The following is a 21004-nucleotide window of genomic DNA, read 5'->3' as shown; positions in this document are numbered from 1 at the left end:
TGTGCCATATTTTTGGTAAAATCATTCATGAAGGAGTTCTTCTTTCTGTATGTGTTTTTTTGTTCAAACCAATCATACGAGAAAGGAACTCCTTTTTCTAATGTTTTAAGAAATTAATTTAAGGAATTATTCATCCTTACACAAACTATTTTACGGTCTCCAGTGATCGATTTTGATATTAATTGGAAAAACAGATCAACACAATATATTTAGAATAAAAAATATTAGTTAGGATATTAGAACAATGAAAGTTGAATTAACACGTTTTAGAATTAAAAAAGGTAAAGAAACTAAAGCTCAAGAATGAATGGATTTCTTGAATAGTCATCATGAAGATACAGTAGCAACCATGGCAGGTGAGCGTATGTATGTTGAAAATGTGTTTAAAGAGAAAAATTCAGATGGTTATACTTATTTTTATTGGTACTCTCTACAAGGTGAAGGCGGACAAACGGTAGAAGAATCAGAGAGTTACATTGATAAAAAACACTTAGAATATTGGGATGAATGTATTGATGAAAGCTATCATCCTGTAGATATGGATTTAGAAGAGAATTTGATTGCACCAATAATAGATAAAGTAATCCAGAAGAAATGAAGTTTATGAATTAAAGCAATTGTTAGGAGATAAAAATGACCTTTCAAATTTTTCTATATCAACAAAAATACTTTAACCAGCTTTGTCAGGTAATGGACAAAGGTAGAATGCAGGAGTTAAAAAATGAGAATTTAGAAGCTGTTTTTGTTTCTTTAAGGAATGCACCATATCTAGATTATTTCTTATCTTGTAGAATTTACATTGCTGTAGAGCGTCAAAAATTAGTTGGTTTTGTAGGAGCCAAACCTCATCATTTAGAATTTTTGTATGTTGACCCAGACAAACAAGGTCAGGGAATTGGTACAGTATTGATGAAAAGAGTGTTGTTAGATCTAAATCGTCCAGTACAGTTAGATGTGTTCACGCATAATCTAAAAGCAAAAAGACTCTATCAAAAATTTGGCTTCCAAGTGATTGATTCGGTTACTGAAAAATGGTCTGATGCTTATCCCGTGGATTTTTCTCAAGATAAAATGAAGCTAAACTAGGAAGAAAGTGTTGACTTTGACTAAACTAATCATTTTACGTGGTAATTCAGGCAGAAGATTTATTAATTTATGGCTATAAAAATTGTGATTATGTTATCCTTGAAGGAATTTTGAATGCAAAATGGTATGCATCTTTGTTCAAAAAAGCGCAGGAACTATTTGATCAACAGATTTATGCTTATTACTTTGATATACCTTTCGAAGAAATAATGAAACGTCATCAAGAACGACATGAAGCATCTTTTGGTGAAAAAAGTGCACTCGTGGTGGAATGAAAAAGATTATATTGGGTTCTTACCAGAAAAGATCTTCAGGCGTAATCTGAGTTTAGAAGATGAAATAAATACTATAATGAAGACATAAAACTGAAAGGGAAAAGTTAATATCAAATGCAAATTCAAAAAGAAAATACCGAGCTGGGACAAATTGAGTATGCTTTTAGAACTGGAGAACCATTAATTGTACTTTTAAACTGTTTCGGCAGCTTTGATACAGTTCAGAACTTCTCCCAAGTACTTAAATATTTACCAAAAGACTTTGAAATTTTTGCACCTGATTTTTTAAACACTTGGCTATAGTGGTAAATCAATAAAATCGTATTCTATTACTGATGAAGCTAATGCGATAGCTAAAATAATAAATAAATTGAATGCAAAGAATGTTATTATCTTAGCTCATAGTATTGGCGGAGTATATGCATTTCAAGTGAGAGATAAAGTTAAAAATTTGAAAGCCTTTGTAGGTATAGAGCCAACTGATCGAGAAATTATTCTAAATCCACCACAAGAAAAAGCTTATTTGGAAAGAAATAAAAATGAAACTATTTCTGAAAAGTTTATTCATCAAAAAATATTTGATCTATTTTCAGAAACAGAAGCAAAGACTTTTTGGCAAACAACAGAAAAGAATGAAGCTCATTTCAATGATCAAGATGACCAACATATAATGAATGCTATGAAAAAAGATGTCTTTTGGTTTAAGAATGACTCTATTCCAACGATAATCATTACTGAGAAGTATCGAATGAGCGAATATGAAAGATCTGAATACTTTAACCAAAATTCTGAATCCAAAATTATACCAATGGGGACTTTTCATTACATTCAGTGGGAGTATCCTCATGAAATTGCTGATATTTTGATTAGTTTAAGCAAATAATCTTTGAAAATGAAGATCAATTTTAATGTCCAAAAGCTAAAGAAAAACATAAGACTAATAGTTTTGTAGAATACAATTAGTGACAAAAGCTATAGCGTTTTATAAAATATAAATAATTAAGAATAAGCGCTTAACTTAATTAAATTATTTATAAATATAGATGTTGCAAGAAAGCAAAGGTGATCAAAATGCTACATTGGATTTGGGTATTGATTGTCGGCGGTGTAATTGGTCTGATTGCTGGGGCTTTAGCAGGTCACGGCAGATCAATGAATTGGATTGCTAATATTTTAGCTGGCTTGATTGGTTCTTCATTGGGACAAGCCCTTCTGGGTGAATGGGGACCACAGGTAGCAGGTATGGCAATTGTTCCATCTATTTTAGGTGCAGTAATTTTGGTAATCATTGTGGCCTTCGTTGTCAGCAAATTCCATACTGCATAAGAGAATAATTTCATCTGAATAAATTTGCTAGTACTAGTAAGAAAAGCCTGAATTTGATTGCTTTATTGTCATTTCGGGCTTTTTATTTATGTTTTCCCTGCTCCCTAGTCAATGGAGGAGGGGAGATACAAATAAAAGTACTCTATAAAAGCTATCAAGTTGAGTTTTTAGCCTTAAAAAGTTGGTGATTTGCTTACAGATTCTTATTTTTAAATAAACTTTTGCTGAAATAGTCAAAAATTGTAGTATTTTGGATATAAATAGCTTCAAAAAGACTATAAAAATGTGTTTAAAAACATTAAATTTATGCATAATTGATATTAGCTAGATAAATTACCAGTAAGTCTAGTCATTATGTTATATAGAAGAACAATTTAGTATGAAATTTACTCAAAATAAAAAGAGTAGAAAAGATAATTTAAACATGAGCATTGTAGAAAATAATAAGGGTAGCAAATCTAAATTTAAAATCTTTATAAAGTACTAAAAAGTAGTTGTGAAAAACATAGGTATAAAAGAAAATATTTTTTTACTTATTAACAATAATTTTGATGTTTAACAATAAAAATCTTTATTTCGGAGAGAGGTTTATCTTGCTATCATTAAAATTATTGTTTTATGTAGTGCTAGAAATCATTTTAAATTTTATACAAAAATCTTTTACTTTGATAAGTAGGTGTGTTTTAAAAATTATTACAATCTCTTTGAAACACACCTATTCTTGACTCTAAAAACTGTCAGCAAATACTCCTTATTTTGGTTTAGCTATCATGATTAGATGTCTAGCTTAAATCACACAAATTAGGATTATATTTAAATCAAAATATTGTTCTGATATCAGTAATTATAGATATTTGTAAATATATTAATCAGCATTTTTTGATAACCTGGTAAATTAACATTTAAAATGGATGAACTCTTTAGTAATTAGTAATGTGATACGAATATTTTAATTAAATATATTTTTTACTCAGAGCGCATATAAAAGTTAATTGAATTAAATTATCAACTAATGGTCAAAATAAATGAACTTGGCCTTAGAATTGCGATCTCAACATGCAAAAAAGCATTAAATTTTTAACTCAATAAAAAAGTGAAGAGTAATTATAAATAAGAAATAAAGGTAATGTAAAATCAAGTTTTAATTAGTTTGAGTAAAAAATAAATATAAATGCTGAAGGATTTATTAATTACGAAATGAAAAGTAAATTTTAAAAAGCTCTTTAAACTAATAAAAAGTAGTTTGAGATTGATAACTTTCCTAGGCATAATATTTTTTGGTTGTAGCTTTACATAATATCAATTATACGCAGATATATAGGAGCATTTTCTTCTGCTATTTGCTATCCCTTTTCTTCGATCAACTAAAAAATCATCTGCATTACAGACAGATGATTTAAATATTCTATTCATTTTTGAAATTCAATTTATTATTTGATTTAAGTGCCAAAAGATATATGAAATTAATTGCTGCCAATAATACAACCGCAATCCAAATTGTTTTAAGAACCCAAATCTTTTGCAACAATGCTGAAACGATTGCTCCAACCATAAATGAAATTGTTAGCATCATGTAATTAACAGCTGCTGTATGTTGACTCTTATCTGCACCAAAGAAAAACGCGCTCCAAGCAACTACAGATTTTTTTAGATTACCAGTTGTAAAGACGTTGTTGTACCCCATACCTTCAATTTTGCTGAAAGAAGCATTTTGAACGGCCAAGCCAAAAGCAATTGCTGGCACTATATAGTAATTAGGTACACTTTTAGGCAGAAATCCAACAACTACACAGATGATTAAAATTGGAAATAAACAAAATACTCTCCAATAGTGACTTTTTACGTATTTATGAAAAAGACCAACCAGTAGCAATCCCAATGTGAATGCTATAAAAGTACTTGCTCGATTGATCATTCCTGGAATATTATGATCAGCCAATGCTGAACTAAAGAATATTACGTTCCCTGTTTGACCAGCGGATAATGTGTGTCCCCTTTGTATATATGTATAAGCGTCAATGAAACCACCGCAAAAAGTTAAAGCACAAGCTAATTGCCTTGATTCTGCTGGCTTAGCACTATTAAAAATATCTCGCAAATTTCCTCTTAAACTCATTAATATCCCCAATCCTTCAAAATCCTAGTCTTACAATATTAGATGTTATTTGCGGTAGAATAGCCTCAAAGGTTGAGGCTACGAGATTGAAACTGTCAAATCTTTTGTGTAAATAGATCTTTCTCATAGATTGATTTTTTATTCTTTATTTAATCAAAGTAAGATTCTAAGGTGTCCTGAACCTGACCAAAGCCTTTGTGAATTCGGTTGAAGTAGCGGTCATTGTAACTCATTGCTTGGATGCCAATAAAAGTATCAAGCGACTGTTCAGTCGGAAACTCTGCTTTAGGCTTAGCCTTGCGCTTAATGACGTTGTTAAAAGATTCAATCATGTTGGTTAGAGTAAATTGAAGCTCTGATCTGCTTAGGATAATTATAGAAGACCAGCAGGTCCGGCTCGATGTCTTTCAGGTTTCTTATGACATGATTATAACTCTTGTTCCATTTGGCATAGAAGGCATGCAATACATCAATAGCAGCTGCTTTATTGGCTTGCTGGTGAATCTGCTTGAATTCGTTCATAATTGCCTCGCGATCCTCCACGCGTACTTTAGCGCAGATATTACGCATGACATGAACCAAGCAACGCTGGAAATGAGCTTGAGGATAGGTCTTTGCCAGTGCTGTCTTCATGCCCACAACGCCATCTGAAAGAAAAAGCTCTACTTACTCTAAGCCGCGAGACTTCATGCTTTAGAGCAGCTCCGTCCAGACTTCAATGTTTTCATTGGGCGCAATGCAGTAGTCAATAACTTCTTTGCGCCCGTTAGGCTTGATACCAATGGCAATGTAAACAGCTTCACGTTCAAAAGTTTCTCGGCGCAGAGGAACGTAGGTAGCGTCTAGATAAACGCAGAAGAACTTGTCACTGAGTTTGCGCTGATGATAGGCCTCAACTTTTGGAATCATCTGCTTGGAGATGTTAGATACCTGAGCTGGGCTGTAATGGCTGCCATACATCTTTTCAATTAAATCGGCTATCTCTCTGGTAGTTACGCCGAATTGCCGGTATTCCAGCCGCCTCTTGCATAAGGATTATAACCTAAAAAAGCAGTTAATTCAGCTTCTAACAAGTCATTAACTGCTTGTTGTAATTCTTTACGCAATAAATCATTAATTTTGTCTTGATTGAATAGAGCTTGGGCTATATTTTTGGTAAAATCATTCATGAAAGGGTTCTTCTTTCCGTATTGTTTTTATGTGTTCAAATCAATCATACGGGAAAGGAACTCCTTTTTCTAATATTTAAAGAAATAACTTTAAGGAATCATTCATCCTTACACAAAACATTTTACAGTCTCAATTTGCTTAATCAATAAATAAAGCAATATTGATGTTTAATATAATACAAGTTAATACTATTAAAATAGTTTATTCATTTTCCACCTAATCTTTTATAAGCTATACACATAATAATATAAGTAGTTTGAAAGGATCGAATGCTTTGTGAATATTAATTTAGGAGAAGAAATTTCCCGTAGAAGACGTGAACAAAAGCTCACGCAGGAAGATCTTGCTGAACTCAGTGATCTTTCAGTAAATTTTATTTCACGTTTGGAAAGGACCAAGGATCAAAATATTAGTATTCAAAAGCTTGATTCAATTGCAAGAGCTTTGAATACTACTACACCTGATATCATTAATAACGCTTATCGCGTTAAAAAGATAAAGCCCGAAGGTCCAGTGAATAATACGCCTATTTTCATTCAAAAAGTAAATAATGAATTAAGAAAATTACCAGCCGCTAAGGCAGAACGTGTGTGTAAATCACTCATTGTCCTTTTAAAGGAAATGAACTAAAAGAAAAATAAGAGCTATTGTCAAAATAATCGACAATAGCTCTTATTTTGTTAGTCTTCCAAAATTGAACCGTCAGTATCAATTGTATTGATTACAACGTCTTCTAATGGCTTATCCATCTTGTTTTTCTTGACCTTAGCAATTTCATCTACTACATCCATGCCATCAATAACTTGGCCGAAGACTGTGTGACGACCGTCTAGCCAAGGTGTACCACCCTGCTTGTATGCATGAATAATTTCCTTAGGATAACCGGCTGGTTCCATTTGTTTAATATAGCGCTTAGGCATATTTTTGTTTTGAACAATGAAAAATTGGCTGCCATTAGTATTAGGACCTGAGTTGGCCATTGATAAAGCACCACGTAAGTTAAATAATTCTTGAGAGAATTCATCTTCAAATGGGTGATCCCAGATACTTGTTCCGCCAGTACCGTTACCTTCAGGATCTCCACCTTGAATCATAAAGTCGCTGATTACTCGATGGAAAATTGTTTTGTCATAATATCCCTTTTGAGCCAATCGCACAAAGTTTTCAACGGTCATTGGTGCTTGTTCAGGGAACAATTGAATTTTTATATCACCGTGATTAGTCTTAATGGTAGCTTTTGGTCCTTCTACCTTATTTAAGTTTAATTGTGGGTAATCCATATTTATTCTCTTTTCTATAAAATTGATTTAACGCGAACGTCTACGTTTTAGCTTAGTATTTAGTTTTACCAAACGTTCTCTATTATAACGTTGTACGATTATGAAGCAAAGTTCAAACATCATTGCAACAATTGATGTAAGTACAAAAATGTATAGATCACCAAAGTAAATTGAAAATGCAATTGGAACCAAACTAAATATAAACATTAGTTCATGAATAAGCTCTGCCTGACACATATTGTTTATGATATCGTCGAGGCTCTGAGTTTTTAAATCGAATAAAGTTGAGTCATAAGTTGGAAGAAACTTTTTCCAATCTTTGACGTGCAATATGCGATAAAATTTATTTTCTATCTTGGTTTGATGAAACCATTTGTTGTTAGAATTCACACCTAATAACATTGGCCCTACTACATTTCCAATAATCCAACGCATGAAGAAATGATACCAAATGGTGATAAACGTCGCAAATAAGGCTATGGACAGTTTATCCTTATGAATAATAAACAAGATAAAGCTTAGTATCATTAACGCCGTACTGATAATGACTATTGTGTTAAATAGTTTTTTCATAATTGACATAAAAATAAGAGGCAGTTATATCAACTACCTCTTATTCATCCACTTTAACTTAAGCGTTGAAAGCATCAGTAAGTGGTGGAACAACTTGCTTCTTACGTGATACAACACCTGGCAATTTAACTTCTGAATCTTCAAGCTTTGTGTTAAATGCCTTTTCAAACAATGCCTTAGTTTCGTCACTACCTACAACCAAAGCTTCTGAGTCTGAATCAAGGATGTTGGTAATTAAAAGCATAAACATGTCATAGTTGTTGTCCTTTGAAGAAGCTTCCATAGCCTTCAAGAAATCTTCTTTACGTTTCAAAGCATCTGCTAAATCAACAACATTGATTTGTGCAACACGTACATTGTGGCCGTTTAATTCAAAACTCTTAGCATCTAAGTCAATCAAATCTTCTTCTGACTTGTCGTCGATGTTAGTACCAGCCTTAAGCATTGCCAAACCGTATTCCTTGTAGTCAACACCAGCAATTTTAGCTAAAGCTTCTACAGCTTCCTTATCTTCATCAGTGGTAGTTGGTGATTTAAGAAGCAAAGTGTCTGAAATAATAGCTGAGAGCATTAAACCAGCAAGCTTTTCAGGAATTTCAACGTTGTTTTCGTTAAACATCTTCCAAACGATAGTTGAAGTACAACCCTTAGGTTCTGCACGGTAGTACAAAGGATCAGCAGTATTAAAGTTCATAATTCTGTGGTGATCTACTACGTGAGTTACCTTAACCTTGTCGATGTCTGAAACACTTTGTTGTGGTTCGTTGTGGTCAACTAACATAACTGCCTTAACTTCGGGTGCTGCTTCCTTAATCACACGAGGAGCTTTAAAACCGAATTTCTTAAGAGCATAAGCTGTTTCATCGTTAGGTTCACCCAAAGCAACAGCTTCAGTATTGTAGCCTAACTTGTTTTGCAAGTATGAAAATGCAATAGCAGTACCGATAGCATCAGTATCTGGATTTTGGTGTCCGAAAACGAATTCTTTTTCCATTAAATTAATTGCCTCTTTTTCTAACTTTATTTTTGTTTTACTTCTCTTAATAGTCTACTAGAATCTAAGCGTTTATCCAAGAACATTTCAAATTCTTTTAGCATATTTTCCATTCTTGGAATTTCTAACTTACCCTTACGGTAGACATAAGAAATATGGAAATCATGCTCTCCTTGTAAGTAAATAGGAGTTAAACTGATTTCATCTTTGTGGACGTCATAGTATGATTGGGTAACATAAGTATCGTAGTCTGTTACTTCTGCCATTTGGACCATTTCTTTAGTAGAAGCAATCTCCATAGAAATATCTGGTTTGTGCTTTTTACCAAATAGCTCGTACATTAAGTGAGTTACGTAAAAGTCATCTGGATATGCAATCCATTTTCTGTTGATGAAGCGTGATACTGGATAAGTTTCACCTGCTTCTACAGTTGTCTTGTGTGTTAAAACAACTAAGCGATCAGAAGAAATGTCATGGTGATTGTATTGATGACGCAAATTAGTTTCTTCTTTCTTGGTGTTATCTGGCAAATACATAATTGCTAGATCTATTAAATTAGTGTCGAGTCTACGCCAAAGCTCTTTTCTATCGTAGTAATCGACTGAAAAAGTAACTTCTGGATATTTTCTGTGGAAGAAGCGTAGAAATTCGTAAAAGACATCAGCTTGCAGAGTATCCAAAACTCCAACGGAAATATTACCCTTGTCGGCTTGTGTGTATTCCTGAATGTCACTTATAACACCATTGATAGTGCTCAATAGCTCAACTGCGGCAGACTCCATTTCCTTCCCTGCTTCAGTTAAGTACAATTTCTTACCCATTTGGCCAAACAAAGGAGCACCAATTGCATATTCCAATTTTTTGACTTGTTGGGTTAATGCAGGTTGAGTGATACCAAGAATTTGAGCAGCTTGAGTGTAGTTCATGGTGTCAATCAATTGTAAAAAGTAACGTAAGGATTTGACCGAAAGTATAGTATCTGTTTTAGGCATAGTAATTATCTTCTTTCCTAAAATATTATTTAATAATAAGCCGTGTCCTATAACCATCTTCATTATCTATCCAAAAATAAATAGTGTCAAAACAAACGTCTTAACACTATTTATAAATATCTAAGTTGAAACTAATTAATAATAAAAAACTAATCTTGGCTACTAATTGGTCGTCCTAACTCAATACTTGTTGGGATTCCATCTGTTGTTGTATCGATGACGAATGAACCATTTGAGTATCGATCGCCTAAAGGATATTCATTAGTTTGAATCTTAACGTGACGATCACTAGTTGTTGTAATATGCAATACATGATCTTGAGCATATGGTACCAAGGCAGCGATTCTATGTGGCTTAGTCTTTAATTCACGCAATACTAAGACGCCTCGTTTAGCTCTAGACACTTTATTAACCAATTTTAATTTGAACTGCTTAAATGCACCACGCTGAGTAATCAAACCGACATGCATTAAATCAACATATTTATTATCAACTAATACATAATTTACGATATAGTCGTCTTCTTTAAGATTGGCTGATTTAACACCCACAGCCTTAGAACCTGATGTAGGAATTTCACTTATATCATATCTAATTGCATAAGCCCGATGAGTAAATAAGGTAATTTCCTTTTTAGCATCAGGTTTAACGGCATCTACACCAACTAATAGGCTATCCTTATTCTTTAATTTGATTGCGGTCATAGCACGAGATTTGTAAGTTCTCGTAGGCTGCAAGTTAGCAAGTTTCAATTGTTTGATATAGCCATCATTTGTAGCCAACAAGAAATTGATATTTGCGCTCAACTTGTCTAAAACAAATACACGAATGATCTTTTCGTCATTATCTAGACCTATTTCTTGAGACAAGTGTTGTCCTGTTTCTTTCCATTTAGCTTCGACTAATTCATGAACTGGACGATAAATCACATTGCCTCGGTTGGTAAACAGATAAAGATTAGATAATGTCGATATTGTGTTTTCATAAACTACCTTGTCACCATCAGGCAAACCATTATCCGCATCATCTGTTGACTGATATGATCTGATAGATGAGCGCTTGAGATAGCCATCACGACTGATCAAGACACGTACTTGTTCATCAGTTACTAATGCCTTTTCATCAATTTCAACTTTGGCACTTTCTTGAGAGATTTGAGTACGACGAGGGTTGCTGAATTCTTTCTTTACTGCTGAAAGTTCCTTGATTATTTCTTTTTCAAGGGTCTTACGGTCAGACAAAAGTTTGCGGTATTTTTCAGCTAACTTATTGAGCTTATCTTGTTCAGCAATCAATTCGTTTACATCAGTATTGGTTAATCTGTAAAGTTGTAAAGAAACGATAGCTTCAGCTTGCTTTTCAGTGAATTTGTATTTAGCAATTAAATTCTTCTTGGCATCAGCTTTGTTCTTAGATGCACGAATAGTCTTAATTACTTGATCCAAGATATCCATTGCGTGAATTAAACCTTGGATAATTTCTAAACGAGCTTCAGCCTTGTTTAAATCGAATTTAGTACGCTTAGTAACAACGTCAACTTCATGTTCCAAGTATGAAATTAGAATATGCTTTAACCCTACTTGAACTGGTGTCATGTGGTCAATTGCAACCATATTGAAGTTATAAGATACTTGCAAATCAGTATTCTTAAACAAGTAGTTTAAGATGTTTTGTGCATCAGTATCTTTCTTCAATTCAATTACGATTGATAAACCATGACGGTCAGTTTCATCACGGACTTCTGCAATACCATCGATTTCCTTGTTTAAGCGGATTTCATCGATTTTCTTTACAAGAAGAGATTTATTAACATCAAATGGAATTTCAGTAGCTACAATTTCTTGACGGTGTCCACGGATATCTTGAATGCTTGTTTTTGCACGAACTTGAATACGACCGCGACCAGTCTTGTATGCTTCTTTGATCCCCTTGGTGCCCATAATGATGGCACCTGTAGGAAAATCTGGTCCCTTAACGTATTTCATCAAGTCCTCAAGAGTTGCATTAGGATGCTTTAATAAATAAATTGTGGCATCGATAACTTCTCCTAAATTGTGAGGTGGAATCTCAGTGGCATATCCTGCTGAAATACCGGTTGAACCGTTAACTAATAAATTAGGGAAACGTGCTGGTAATACAGTTGGTTCATATTCGGTATCATCGAAGTTGAGAACCATATTGACAGTGTCTTTATCAATATCTTGTAAAAGCATATTTGAAATCTTGCTTAAACGAGATTCGGTATAACGCATTGCGGCTGGTCCATCACCATCCATTGAACCATTGTTACCGTGCATTTCTACTAATGGTTCACGCATCTTCCAATCTTGAGACAAGTGAACTAAAGCACCATAAATAGAACTATCACCGTGTGGGTGGAAGTTACCCATGATGTTTCCGACAGCTTTAGCTGCCTTTTTAAATGGCTTGTCGTAGGTATTTCCATCCTGGTACATTGCGTATAAAATACGACGCTGTACGGGTTTTAAACCATCACGAATATCTGGCAACGCACGTTCTTGAATAATATATTTAGAATATCTTCCGAAACGCTCACCCATAACTTGTTCAAGGGGCATTTCGCGAATTCGTTCTTTTGTGGCCATTAAATTAAAAACCTTCTTTATTCATCTTCAGATTCTAGAATTGAGCCGTCTTCGCCCATTCTGAATTTGACATTTTCTTCAATCCATTTTCTTCTTGCAGCAACTTTGTCGCCCATTAAGGTAGTTACTCTTCTCTCGGCTAAAGCAGCATCATCGATTTTTACTCTAATCAACATTCTAGATTCAGGATCCATGGTTGTTTGCCAAAGCTGTTCAGCATTCATTTCACCAAGTCCCTTAAATCTTTGTAAGGAGTATCCGCGACCCATTTTCTTTTCGTCTTCTGCTAGTTCTTCATCAGTCCAAGCATATTGGATCTTACTCTTTTTGCCACGACCTTTTTGCAGACGATAAAGAGGTGGCAAAGCAATATAAACTTTACCCTTCTCGATCATCGGGCGCATGTAGCGGTAGAAGAAAGTCAATAACAAAATTTGAATGTGAGCACCATCATCATCGGCGTCAGTCATGATAATAACTTTGTCATAATTAGAGTCATCTACATTAAATTCTGTTCCGACCCCCGCACCAATGGTATAGATCATTGTGTTAATTTCTTCATTCTTGAAGATATCTTGCAATTTAGCCTTTTGAGTATTCAAGACCTTACCACGAAGAGGAAGAATAGCTTGGAAGCGTCTATCTCTACCTTGTTTTGCTGAACCACCGGCAGAGTCCCCTTCTACTAGGAATAGCTCATTTTTCTTAGGATTACGTGATTGAGCAGGGGTAAGTTTACCAGAAAGAACTTCCTTCTTACGTCTCTTTTTGCCGTTTCTGCTTTCATCTCTAGCTTTTTTAGCGGCTTCACGTGCATCCCTAGCTCGTTGAGCCTTCTTAACCAATTCCTGAGCTAACTCACCATTTTCCATGAGATAGTAAGACATCTTTTCATATACAAGTGAATCAACCGCAGAACGTGCTTGGGGCGTACCTAGCTTACCCTTAGTCTGTCCTTCAAATTCAAGTAATTCTTCCGGAATCTTTACTGACAATACCGCACTTAAGCCTTCACGATAGTCGGATCCATCAATATTCTTATCCTTTTTGCCAAGTAAACCTTGCTTTTTAGCATAATCGTTAAAAGCTCTAGTAAACCCACTACGCGCACCAGATTCATGGGTACCACCGTCTCCAGTACGTACATTGTTAACAAATGAAACTAAATTTTCTGAATAGCCGTCACTATATTGACCAGCAAATTCAATTTCCATGCCATCTTGTTTTCCTTCAAAATAGAAAACGTCACTGATTGTTCCTTTTCCTTCATTAAGGTAGGAAACAAATGACTTAATCCCATCATCATATTGGAAAACATCATGATGTTCTGGTTCACGTTCATCTGTTAAAACAAATTTAACACCCTTAAGTAAAAATGCAGATTCACGAATTCGTTCTTGAATTGTCTCGTATTTATACTTAGTAGTTGAAAAGATAGTTTGATCAGGTTTGAAAGTAATAGTTGTACCTGTCTTATCTTTTGTTTTACCAACGCATTTAAGTGTACCAACAGGATGACCGCCATTTTTAAATTCTTCTTCATAGGCCTTGCCATCACGAACCACTCTTACTTTCATATAACTTGAAAGAGCATTAACAACTGATGAACCTACACCGTGAAGCCCACCTGATGTCTTATAGTTCTGTTCGGTAAATTTACCACCTGCATGAAGTACAGTTAAGATAACTTCAATTGTTGGCTTACCAGACTTGTGCATCCCTGTAGGCATGCCACGTCCAAAGTCTCTTACAGTAACACTATTGTCTTTATGGATCGTTACATCAATTTCTTTACCAAAACCAGCCATTGCTTCGTCGACTGAGTTATCGACAATTTCATAAACTAGTTGATTAAGACCGTGTATATCAGTTGAACCAATATACATACCAGGTCTTTTACGGACTGCTTCTAGTCCATGTAAGATTTGAATTGAAGAATCATCATAAGTATTAGCTTTTGCCACTAAAATTCCTCCACTTGTTCATAAATTCAGCAACTACCATATATTTAAAAGATAATCTTTGCTAAAATAGCGATAGATTAATAGGAGTTGTTAAATATGTTTGCATTAAAATTTGCATCGTTGTTTATTTTAGCATATTTGCTCGGATCGTTTCCGACAGGTATATTAGTTGGAAAAACCTTTTTCCATAAAGACATTAGAAAATACGGTTCAGGAAATATCGGGACTACAAATACATTTAGAGTTCTAGGTCCTGTAGCAGGCATCATCGTGTTCTTAGTTGATTTTTTTAAAGGAACGCTAGCTACATTGATTCCTGTCATTTTTAACTTAGGTCCACATTATCTTTGCCTTATTTTTGGTTTAGCTGCAATATTAGGTCATGCTTTCCCTGTATTCTTGAAATTCAAGGGAGGGAAGGCTGTTGCAACTTCAGCAGGTTTTCTATTAGGATACAATGTACATTTCTTCTTGATTTGTGCAGCAATATTCTTCCCTGTCTTGTTTATCACAAGTATGGTCTCATTAACCAGCTTAATCTCAGTGGTCCTAATCTTTATCGCTTCGTTCTTTTTCCACGACATTGCTTTAAGCATTATCAGTGGATTGCTTGTAGTCTTAATCTACTGGAGCCATAGAAGCAATATTAGCCGAATCGAACACCACCAAGAAAACATGGTACCGTTTGGTTTATATTACTGGTACAAAAAGAAACATGCTAAATAAACTAATAAGCAAAATATAAAACCAGCAAGTGTTTAACTTGTTGGTTTTTTGTTACATAAATTATTATACTTATACAAACAATCGTTCGCAAGAATAAAAAGCATAAATTAAGAAAGATATAACTATAAGCTATTCTTTTATTTTAGCAGTTTAAGTAGATCTTCTCTATTCATTGCAGCATTAGCCATATCTTTATTGTTTAGTATTGCTTGTGCAAGTTCTGCTTTCTTTTGCTGCAACTTGATAATCCGTTCTTCTATTGTATCTTGCGTGACCATCTTATAAATTTTAACAGAATTCTTTTGCCCTATTCTGTGTGCTCGATCTGTTGCTTGATTCTCTGCTGCTATATTCCACCATGGATCATAATGAATAACTACATCAGCACTAGTTAAATTAATACCAGTTCCCCCAGCCTTAAGAGAGATCAAAAAGACACCAGGCTGCTTTAATGAATTAAAGTGTTGAATATCTTCCTGCCTCTTCTCTTTTGGCGTAGATCCAGTAAGCATAAAAGTGGGCACCTTTAATTTCGCTAGTTTCTCTTGCAAAATATCTAGCATAGAAGTGAATTGGGAGAACAGTAAAATCTTATGTCCGTTTTCTAGATTGCTCTTTATTAAATCAATAGTCGCTTTTAATTTATCGGATTTGCCATGGTAATTATCATATAAAAGATGCGGATCACAGCAGATCTCTCGTAATTTAGTAATTTGTGCCAAAATCTGAAAACGAAACTTTTTAAAATCATCATCGTCTTGTCCATTTAATTGGGCAATAATTTTATTCATCTGCAGATGATATAGACCAGCCTGTTTTTGGTTCATCTTGATAGGAATAACCTCTTCGTCTTTAGCAGGCAAATCCTTTAAAACATCTTTCTTAAGTCGTCGCAAGATAAATGGAGCTACTGTCTCACTTAATGCAGATTCTAGGTCCTTATCTTCTTTTTTAACGATAGGTACTTCAAACTTCTTTTTGAAGTCCACATAAGAGCCCAAGAAGCCAGGCATTAGATAGTCAAAAATACTCCATAATTCACTTAGCTTATTTTCAATTGGCGTTCCTGTTAGAGCTAATCTGTGTTGTGCCTTAATAACTTTAACGGATTGAGCCGTGATCGACTGGTGATTCTTAATATTTTGTGCCTCGTCTAAGATTTGTAAATTAAAAGATAAGTTGTGATAAGCTTCTAGATCGTGATTAAGCGATTGATATGAGGTAATTAGTACATCATATTTATTTTGATGTACTAACATATTGCGTCGTTCATCATTGCTGCCGCCCAATACTCCAACAGATAACTCAGGTGCAAACTTCTTTATCTCAGCTTGCCAATTATAGATTACGGAAGCTGGTGCAATAACTAAACTCGGTAGATTACTCTTATGTTGCTGTTTTCTGGCTAAAAGCACAGCAATAACTTGTAAAGTCTTGCCTAGTCCCATTTCATCTGCTAATAGACCACCAAAATTATAATTAATGATTGTACTAAGCCAGTTAAATCCTGCTTTTTGATATGGTCTCAGCGTATTTTGAAGAGTTGTGCGGTAAATCAATTAACGCCGTAGAAGATTATTCCAACGCCGAAAGCATGAATACCTATTATTTAAAGAGGTTAGTAGATTTAAGTTCATTCGACCTAAAAAAGCTTCCCATTCCTTTCTGTAATACGGCAAAATTGTGGTTTGCTAGTGAGACATTAAAAAAGGTAGATGATACCGCAAAGAGTTGGGGACGCCGTGTCGTCGTCGTGGACTTTAACTCGATTAAAGATTATAAAAATTTAGACTGGAATAAGATTAATGAAGAACGTGGCGCGTTTGCTTATAAGTGTATTCACTTAGCTAAAGAAGCTATTAAACGCGGCGAACTGACAAGCACATCATCTATAGAAAATAAACGTAAAAAGAGGGGTTATATTTAGATTTATCAAACAAATTAATAGAAAGGTGGCAGCAAAATGGCTAAATTGACCAATAAACAGCTAAAGTTTTGCGACGAATATATAAAGAGCGGTAATGCTACAAAGTCCGCCGTTGCCGCGGGTTATAGCAAAAAAACAGCTTATTCAATGGCTAATCAACTATTGAAGAAACTTGAGGTAAAACAGTATATTAAAGCTCAAATGGACGAAATTAAAAGCGCCAAAATTGCTGACGCTACTGAAATACTGGAATTATTGTCCCGTATTGCACGGGGTGAAGAACTTGAAGAAATAACCGTGGCAACTCCAAACGGTGCGGAAACCGTCCAACAACGCCCCACCAACCGCGATAAAATTGCCGCTTGTAAAGAGCTCCTTAAACGTTTTCCGACTCTTGACGAACGTGAGAAAGTTCAATTAGCAAAAGTTAAAGCTGAAGTGAGAATACTAGAAGCTAAAGCTTTAGTAGCTGAAAGGTTGAGCGCGGACGACAACAAGCAATTAGACGCAATTCTTGAAAAGATTGAAACAGCAATGGTATAGCTAAAAAAACGCCCCACATTAGTAGAGCGTTTATTTTTGTGTCTTTAATTTGAAAATAGGTAAAGCATGAACAGCGACAATATAATTATATCAAAACTATTAATTGCGCCGCCGTGGCTACTCATTAGTTAATAGCATACAAGGCTTATTTTCGCCCGCTACGGGCTTTTATCTAGTTTTAGGTAGATTATACATAAAACAAATTTAAACGGCTGTACGGCTCACCAGTGAGACTGGATAACTTGCCGCGGCTAAAATACAATAGAAAATAAACTAGTTTCTAGCAGGTATTAAAATACCAATTTTAATGATAGGTAGGCGGAGAACTTAGGGGCTCTAGGGTTTTGGCTAATTCTTGCTATATTTTACCCCCGTGGAACACTCTTTTAACGGAAGATACAAAGCCTATTAAATCAAGGTTTTTAAACCTATACGGGTTTTAAGCGTAAAATGGACTCACGATAGTCCCACCGGACGGAACAATAAAACAATGGTGGAACTATTTTTATTGAATGCTATAATTTATATCATAGGTGTTAAGCAACGCAAAGTAGTACCGTCGAAAGTGACGGCACTACTTTTTTTATTTTCAAGAAAGCAAGATTGTATAAAAAATTTTTTTAAACCGTGGTATAAAAGATTTTTTAATATCTTAGCATTTTAGAAAAAACATGCCCCTTAATAAGTCGCTGAAGCCGTTAAAATAAACCGCCCGTACAATTATACTTAAACAAACGAAAAACGCTCATAAGCTCAAAATATGCGCCTAACACAAATTGCATAAATGAGTAGGCTTGTGAACGTTTTTATTTTCAGGTATGATATTCGTTGGATAATTAGTATTATTATTCAATTTGCAATTTAACGATTAAGAAGACATAAAAAACCGCGATTGCGCCAACAATCGCGGGAAGTAGTGTTTTGGTTTAAACTTTTTTTCGCCGGTTTAATCCAATTCTTAATACGTAACATATATTACATTGTATAACCCGTTTAATCAAGGGGTGGAGTTTATACAATTTATTGACTCCAATAGTGTGCAATGATAAACCCCCGCTTTTTTGAGGGGCGGACTAGATATATAGACGTATCAAGAGCAATGGAATTAAGCGAAAGTTTAAACGTTTAAGCCCATTGCTCTTTTTATGTCTTCAGCATTAGGAGGGTTTATATGATTAAACGACGTAAACAACGGGCTAATGCTGACATTAGACAGCTAATAAAGCAAAGCCCCGTTTTCACCTATGAAGTAGCTGAAGCGATGAACATGCAAGCTGCCACTTTCTGCATGTGGCTACAACATGAATTAGACGACGGCGACAAGCAAAGAATTAAAGCCACCGTGGAGAAACTTTCAAAGGTGGTGGTAATGAATGAGTAAGAAAATGGTTGAAATTGCGTTAGAGTTTGCGCGCCGCGGCTATTACGTGATTCCCATTGCACCGGACGGGAAAAAACCGTGTATTAATTTTGCTGACAAACCGGCTATGTCTTCAGCTCAAATTGTAGAACACTGGGGCTTACACCCTAACGACATGATAGCTTTAAGGACTGTAAATCATTTTGTTATTGATGTAGATAAGCACAATGGAGTAGACGGCACAAAGGCACTTGATAGCATACCCAAAGACCTATTACCGCCAACATATACCGAATTTACCCCCACCGGTGGTATTCACTTCTTATACAAGAAACCGGAAAACTTCAGCTTAAAACCACTTCAAATGATTGGTTTGTTTGATGGTATCGACATTAAGGCACACCCAAACTCTTACGCGATTGTAGCTCCTAGCGTTTCCGTTAAGGGTAAATACGTCGCCGGACAACCTTTCAAACTTACAACCGCGCCGCTTGCTTTAATCGACTATTTACAAGAAATACACGACAAAAAAGAACAAATTAGTGGCGGCACGTTACGAGACGGCAATTCTAATGACAAGTTCGCGGCAACTTCATGGACGGGTAACTTAATTAACGAACTAGCCGCTTCTTATGAAGTTGGTTCACGAAATGACACTATCGCATATTTAACCGGTAAACTTTTACGAACTGGAGCAGATTTAGACAGCATTGCCACTCTTTTAGAGTTTGTAAATAAACGATTTTACCGCGAAATTGGAGGGCGAAAAGTTCCCGCCCCGCTTGATGAACGCGAATTATCAAAGACTTTCAATAGCATTTTACAAAGAGAATTAAGCAAGAACGCAAAGGACGGCTTTTAATTATGGTACAAATTGATGAACGTATAAGAGTGCTTTATAACAAAAACAAGCAAAATAAGGCGGTAGATTGGATTCAAGTCGACCCTGAAGACTCAACAAAAAGAAAAGTATTAGCCGCAAAATTAGGCGACGTTGCTTTTGAAAAAAATAAGAATAAATGGAAACTTTTTAACAATGAACATGTTTCAAAGTTTTGGGAATATAAGCCATTGACGCACGAATACGCGGACGACACCACTTTACAAGATATTGCGCAAACTCAAAACGTTTGGCAACCCGCCAACTTTGATTTAACTAGTACGGTTATCGACGACGAACTTAAAAAGCATAATATCTGGACGGCTAAAGCATTAAAAGATTCTTTTTTATCATTCAAAGAAGATATGAAAAAAAATTCTGTACCTATGGCTCAAACTATAGGCAAAATGAAAACTAACAAAATGCTTTTCGCAGATGGTGTTCTTTACTTTGATGAAACTGGTAATTTAACGGTGTCTGAAGCCTCACCTAATGACTTCTTTACAGATTTTTGCGATTACACCATTAAAGACGCACTAACTCAAAAAGCCCCTTTGACTAATAAATGGTTCAATGAGACGTTTGGAGAAAGTGCTTTGACGCTAAAGCAATATATTGGATATACATTTTTCACCACTTATAAGTTGGTGCAAGCTTTTGTAATTATCAAAGGCAAAGGCGGCGACGGTAAAAGTACCGTAATTAGATACATTGAAAACTTATTCCCACGCAATGAAGTGGCTAATATTTCTCTTGAAGATATTGCTAGAAGTGAAGCAAACGGGAAAAACTTTTCATTATCAGAACTTCACAACAAGCGACTTAACACCAATGATGATATTACCGGCGACTTTATCAATGATGTAAGTAAATTAAAGATTCTAACCGGTAGTGGTTCGTTAAATATGGCTAGGAAGTTCACTAGTGATGAACGATTCAGCAATTACGCAAAATTACTTTTTGCATGTAATGAGTTGCCATCATTTAGAGACAGTTCAGACGGTCTGAAGCGTAGAACCTATATTTTAAATGCTCACAACATACCCAACTTTAAAAATAAGTATGATATGAAAGCCATCTACAATGAACGCGGCGCGTTTGTGGTTGAATGTATTAAAGCTTTTTGCGAGCAACTGAAGCAAGAACAAGAAAAGCCTAATAATCAATACGCCGAATTATATAGAAG

At 35.0% G+C, this 21004-nt stretch carries 18 protein-coding genes and 4 pseudogenes; 13 read left to right on the top strand and 9 right to left on the bottom strand.

Annotated features, from left to right (window positions below; translation table 11 throughout):
• Positions 1-244: 244 nt before the first annotated feature.
• The 6 genes and pseudogenes from BN1206_RS05250 (at position 245) to BN1206_RS05225 (ending at position 2687) form a co-directional block, all read left to right on the top strand.
• Positions 245-598: pseudogene (locus tag BN1206_RS05250) on the top strand (DUF6176 family protein).
• 35 nt (positions 599-633) lie between these two features.
• The gene (locus BN1206_RS05245) at positions 634-1086 is read left to right on the top strand and encodes a GNAT family N-acetyltransferase (protein WP_052543014.1); all 453 of its coding nucleotides are present in this window, start codon (positions 634-636) and stop codon (positions 1084-1086) included.
• Between the two features lie 53 nt (positions 1087-1139).
• Positions 1140-1449, top strand: a pseudogene (locus tag BN1206_RS05240) (uridine kinase); the annotation flags it as partial.
• A 26-nt stretch (positions 1450-1475) separates the two neighbouring features.
• The gene (locus BN1206_RS05235) at positions 1476-1664 is read left to right on the top strand and encodes a hypothetical protein (RefSeq protein WP_052543013.1); all 189 of its coding nucleotides are present in this window, start codon (positions 1476-1478) and stop codon (positions 1662-1664) included.
• A 67-nt stretch (positions 1665-1731) separates the two neighbouring features.
• Positions 1732-2244, top strand: coding sequence for an alpha/beta hydrolase (locus tag BN1206_RS10085; protein WP_231575975.1), 513 nt, complete (start codon positions 1732-1734; stop codon positions 2242-2244).
• Between the two features lie 188 nt (positions 2245-2432).
• Positions 2433-2687 (top strand): GlsB/YeaQ/YmgE family stress response membrane protein, encoded by a 255-nt coding sequence (locus BN1206_RS05225; protein ID WP_052543012.1) that lies wholly within the window; start codon positions 2433-2435, stop codon positions 2685-2687.
• Positions 2688-4092: 1405 nt separating this feature from the next.
• On the opposite strand, the gene BN1206_RS05220 is transcribed toward BN1206_RS05225, so the two are convergent.
• Together BN1206_RS05220 and BN1206_RS05215 are read right to left on the bottom strand one after the other, a co-directional pair.
• Complete coding sequence (locus BN1206_RS05220; RefSeq protein ID WP_013438008.1) at positions 4093-4803, bottom strand: YoaK family protein; 711 nt, start codon at positions 4801-4803, stop codon at positions 4093-4095.
• A 149-nt stretch (positions 4804-4952) separates the two neighbouring features.
• Positions 4953-5972: pseudogene (locus tag BN1206_RS05215) on the bottom strand (IS256 family transposase).
• Positions 5973-6249: 277 nt separating this feature from the next.
• On the opposite strand from BN1206_RS05215, the gene BN1206_RS05210 reads away from it, so the two are divergent.
• Entirely contained in the window at positions 6250-6603 is a 354-nt protein-coding gene (locus BN1206_RS05210) for a helix-turn-helix domain-containing protein (RefSeq protein WP_013438007.1), read from the top strand.
• Positions 6604-6653: 50 nt separating this feature from the next.
• Here the strand turns inward: BN1206_RS05210 and BN1206_RS05205 are convergent, their stop codons facing one another.
• The 6 genes from BN1206_RS05205 to parE form a co-directional block, all read right to left on the bottom strand.
• Positions 6654-7253, bottom strand: coding sequence for a peptidylprolyl isomerase (locus tag BN1206_RS05205; RefSeq protein WP_013438006.1), 600 nt, complete (start codon positions 7251-7253; stop codon positions 6654-6656).
• Positions 7254-7280: 27 nt separating this feature from the next.
• Positions 7281-7655, bottom strand: a complete 375-nt coding sequence (locus BN1206_RS05200) for a glycosyl-4,4'-diaponeurosporenoate acyltransferase CrtO family protein (protein WP_231575976.1) — start codon at positions 7653-7655, stop codon at positions 7281-7283.
• A gap of 229 nt (positions 7656-7884) precedes the next feature.
• Positions 7885-8820: a manganese-dependent inorganic pyrophosphatase gene (locus tag BN1206_RS05195; protein WP_013438004.1), complete on the bottom strand. Its 936-nt coding sequence runs from the start codon at positions 8818-8820 to the stop codon at positions 7885-7887.
• Positions 8821-8846: 26 nt separating this feature from the next.
• Entirely contained in the window at positions 8847-9812 is a 966-nt protein-coding gene (locus BN1206_RS05190; RefSeq protein ID WP_014565883.1) for a LysR family transcriptional regulator, read from the bottom strand.
• A 149-nt stretch (positions 9813-9961) separates the two neighbouring features.
• Positions 9962-12418, bottom strand: coding sequence for a DNA topoisomerase IV subunit A (parC, locus tag BN1206_RS05185; RefSeq protein ID WP_052543011.1), 2457 nt, complete (start codon positions 12416-12418; stop codon positions 9962-9964).
• 17 nt (positions 12419-12435) lie between these two features.
• Positions 12436-14382 (bottom strand): DNA topoisomerase IV subunit B, encoded by a 1947-nt coding sequence (gene parE / locus BN1206_RS05180; RefSeq protein WP_013438001.1) that lies wholly within the window; start codon positions 14380-14382, stop codon positions 12436-12438.
• A 96-nt stretch (positions 14383-14478) separates the two neighbouring features.
• Here parE and plsY point away from each other — a divergent pair, with 96 nt between their 5' ends.
• A complete protein-coding gene (gene plsY / locus BN1206_RS05175; protein ID WP_013438000.1) occupies positions 14479-15108 on the top strand; it encodes a glycerol-3-phosphate 1-O-acyltransferase PlsY in 630 nt (209 codons plus the stop codon).
• 137 nt (positions 15109-15245) lie between these two features.
• Here the strand turns inward: plsY and BN1206_RS05170 are convergent.
• Positions 15246-16652: pseudogene (locus tag BN1206_RS05170) on the bottom strand (DEAD/DEAH box helicase); the annotation flags it as partial.
• On the opposite strand from BN1206_RS05170, the gene BN1206_RS05165 reads away from it, so the two are divergent.
• The 5 genes from BN1206_RS05165 to BN1206_RS05145 form a co-directional block, all read left to right on the top strand.
• Entirely contained in the window at positions 16652-17035 is a 384-nt protein-coding gene (locus BN1206_RS05165) for a hypothetical protein (protein ID WP_156172735.1), read from the top strand. The pseudogene BN1206_RS05170 and the gene BN1206_RS05165 sit on opposite strands and share 1 nt — an antisense overlap.
• A 36-nt stretch (positions 17036-17071) precedes the next feature.
• Entirely contained in the window at positions 17072-17578 is a 507-nt protein-coding gene (locus tag BN1206_RS05160) for a terminase small subunit (RefSeq protein WP_052543009.1), read from the top strand.
• A gap of 1171 nt (positions 17579-18749) precedes the next feature.
• On the top strand, positions 18750-18959 hold the full coding sequence (locus BN1206_RS05155; protein ID WP_052543008.1) for a hypothetical protein: 210 nt from the start codon (positions 18750-18752) through the stop codon (positions 18957-18959).
• Positions 18952-19800, top strand: coding sequence for a bifunctional DNA primase/polymerase (locus BN1206_RS05150; protein WP_052543007.1), 849 nt, complete (start codon positions 18952-18954; stop codon positions 19798-19800). Before BN1206_RS05155 ends, BN1206_RS05150 begins: the two co-directional genes overlap by 8 nt.
• 2 nt (positions 19801-19802) lie before the next feature.
• Positions 19803-21004, top strand: a 1202-nt coding sequence (locus BN1206_RS05145; RefSeq protein ID WP_052543006.1) for a DUF5906 domain-containing protein, incomplete at its 3' end; no start/stop codon positions are given.

The sequence above is a fragment of the Lactobacillus sp. OTU4228 genome (assembly GCF_001006945.1).
In the GTDB taxonomy this organism is placed as follows: Bacteria; Bacillota; Bacilli; order Lactobacillales; family Lactobacillaceae; genus Lactobacillus; species Lactobacillus amylovorus.
Note: the sequence above shows the minus strand (reverse complement) of the source record. Positions and strands in the feature narration are given on the sequence as shown.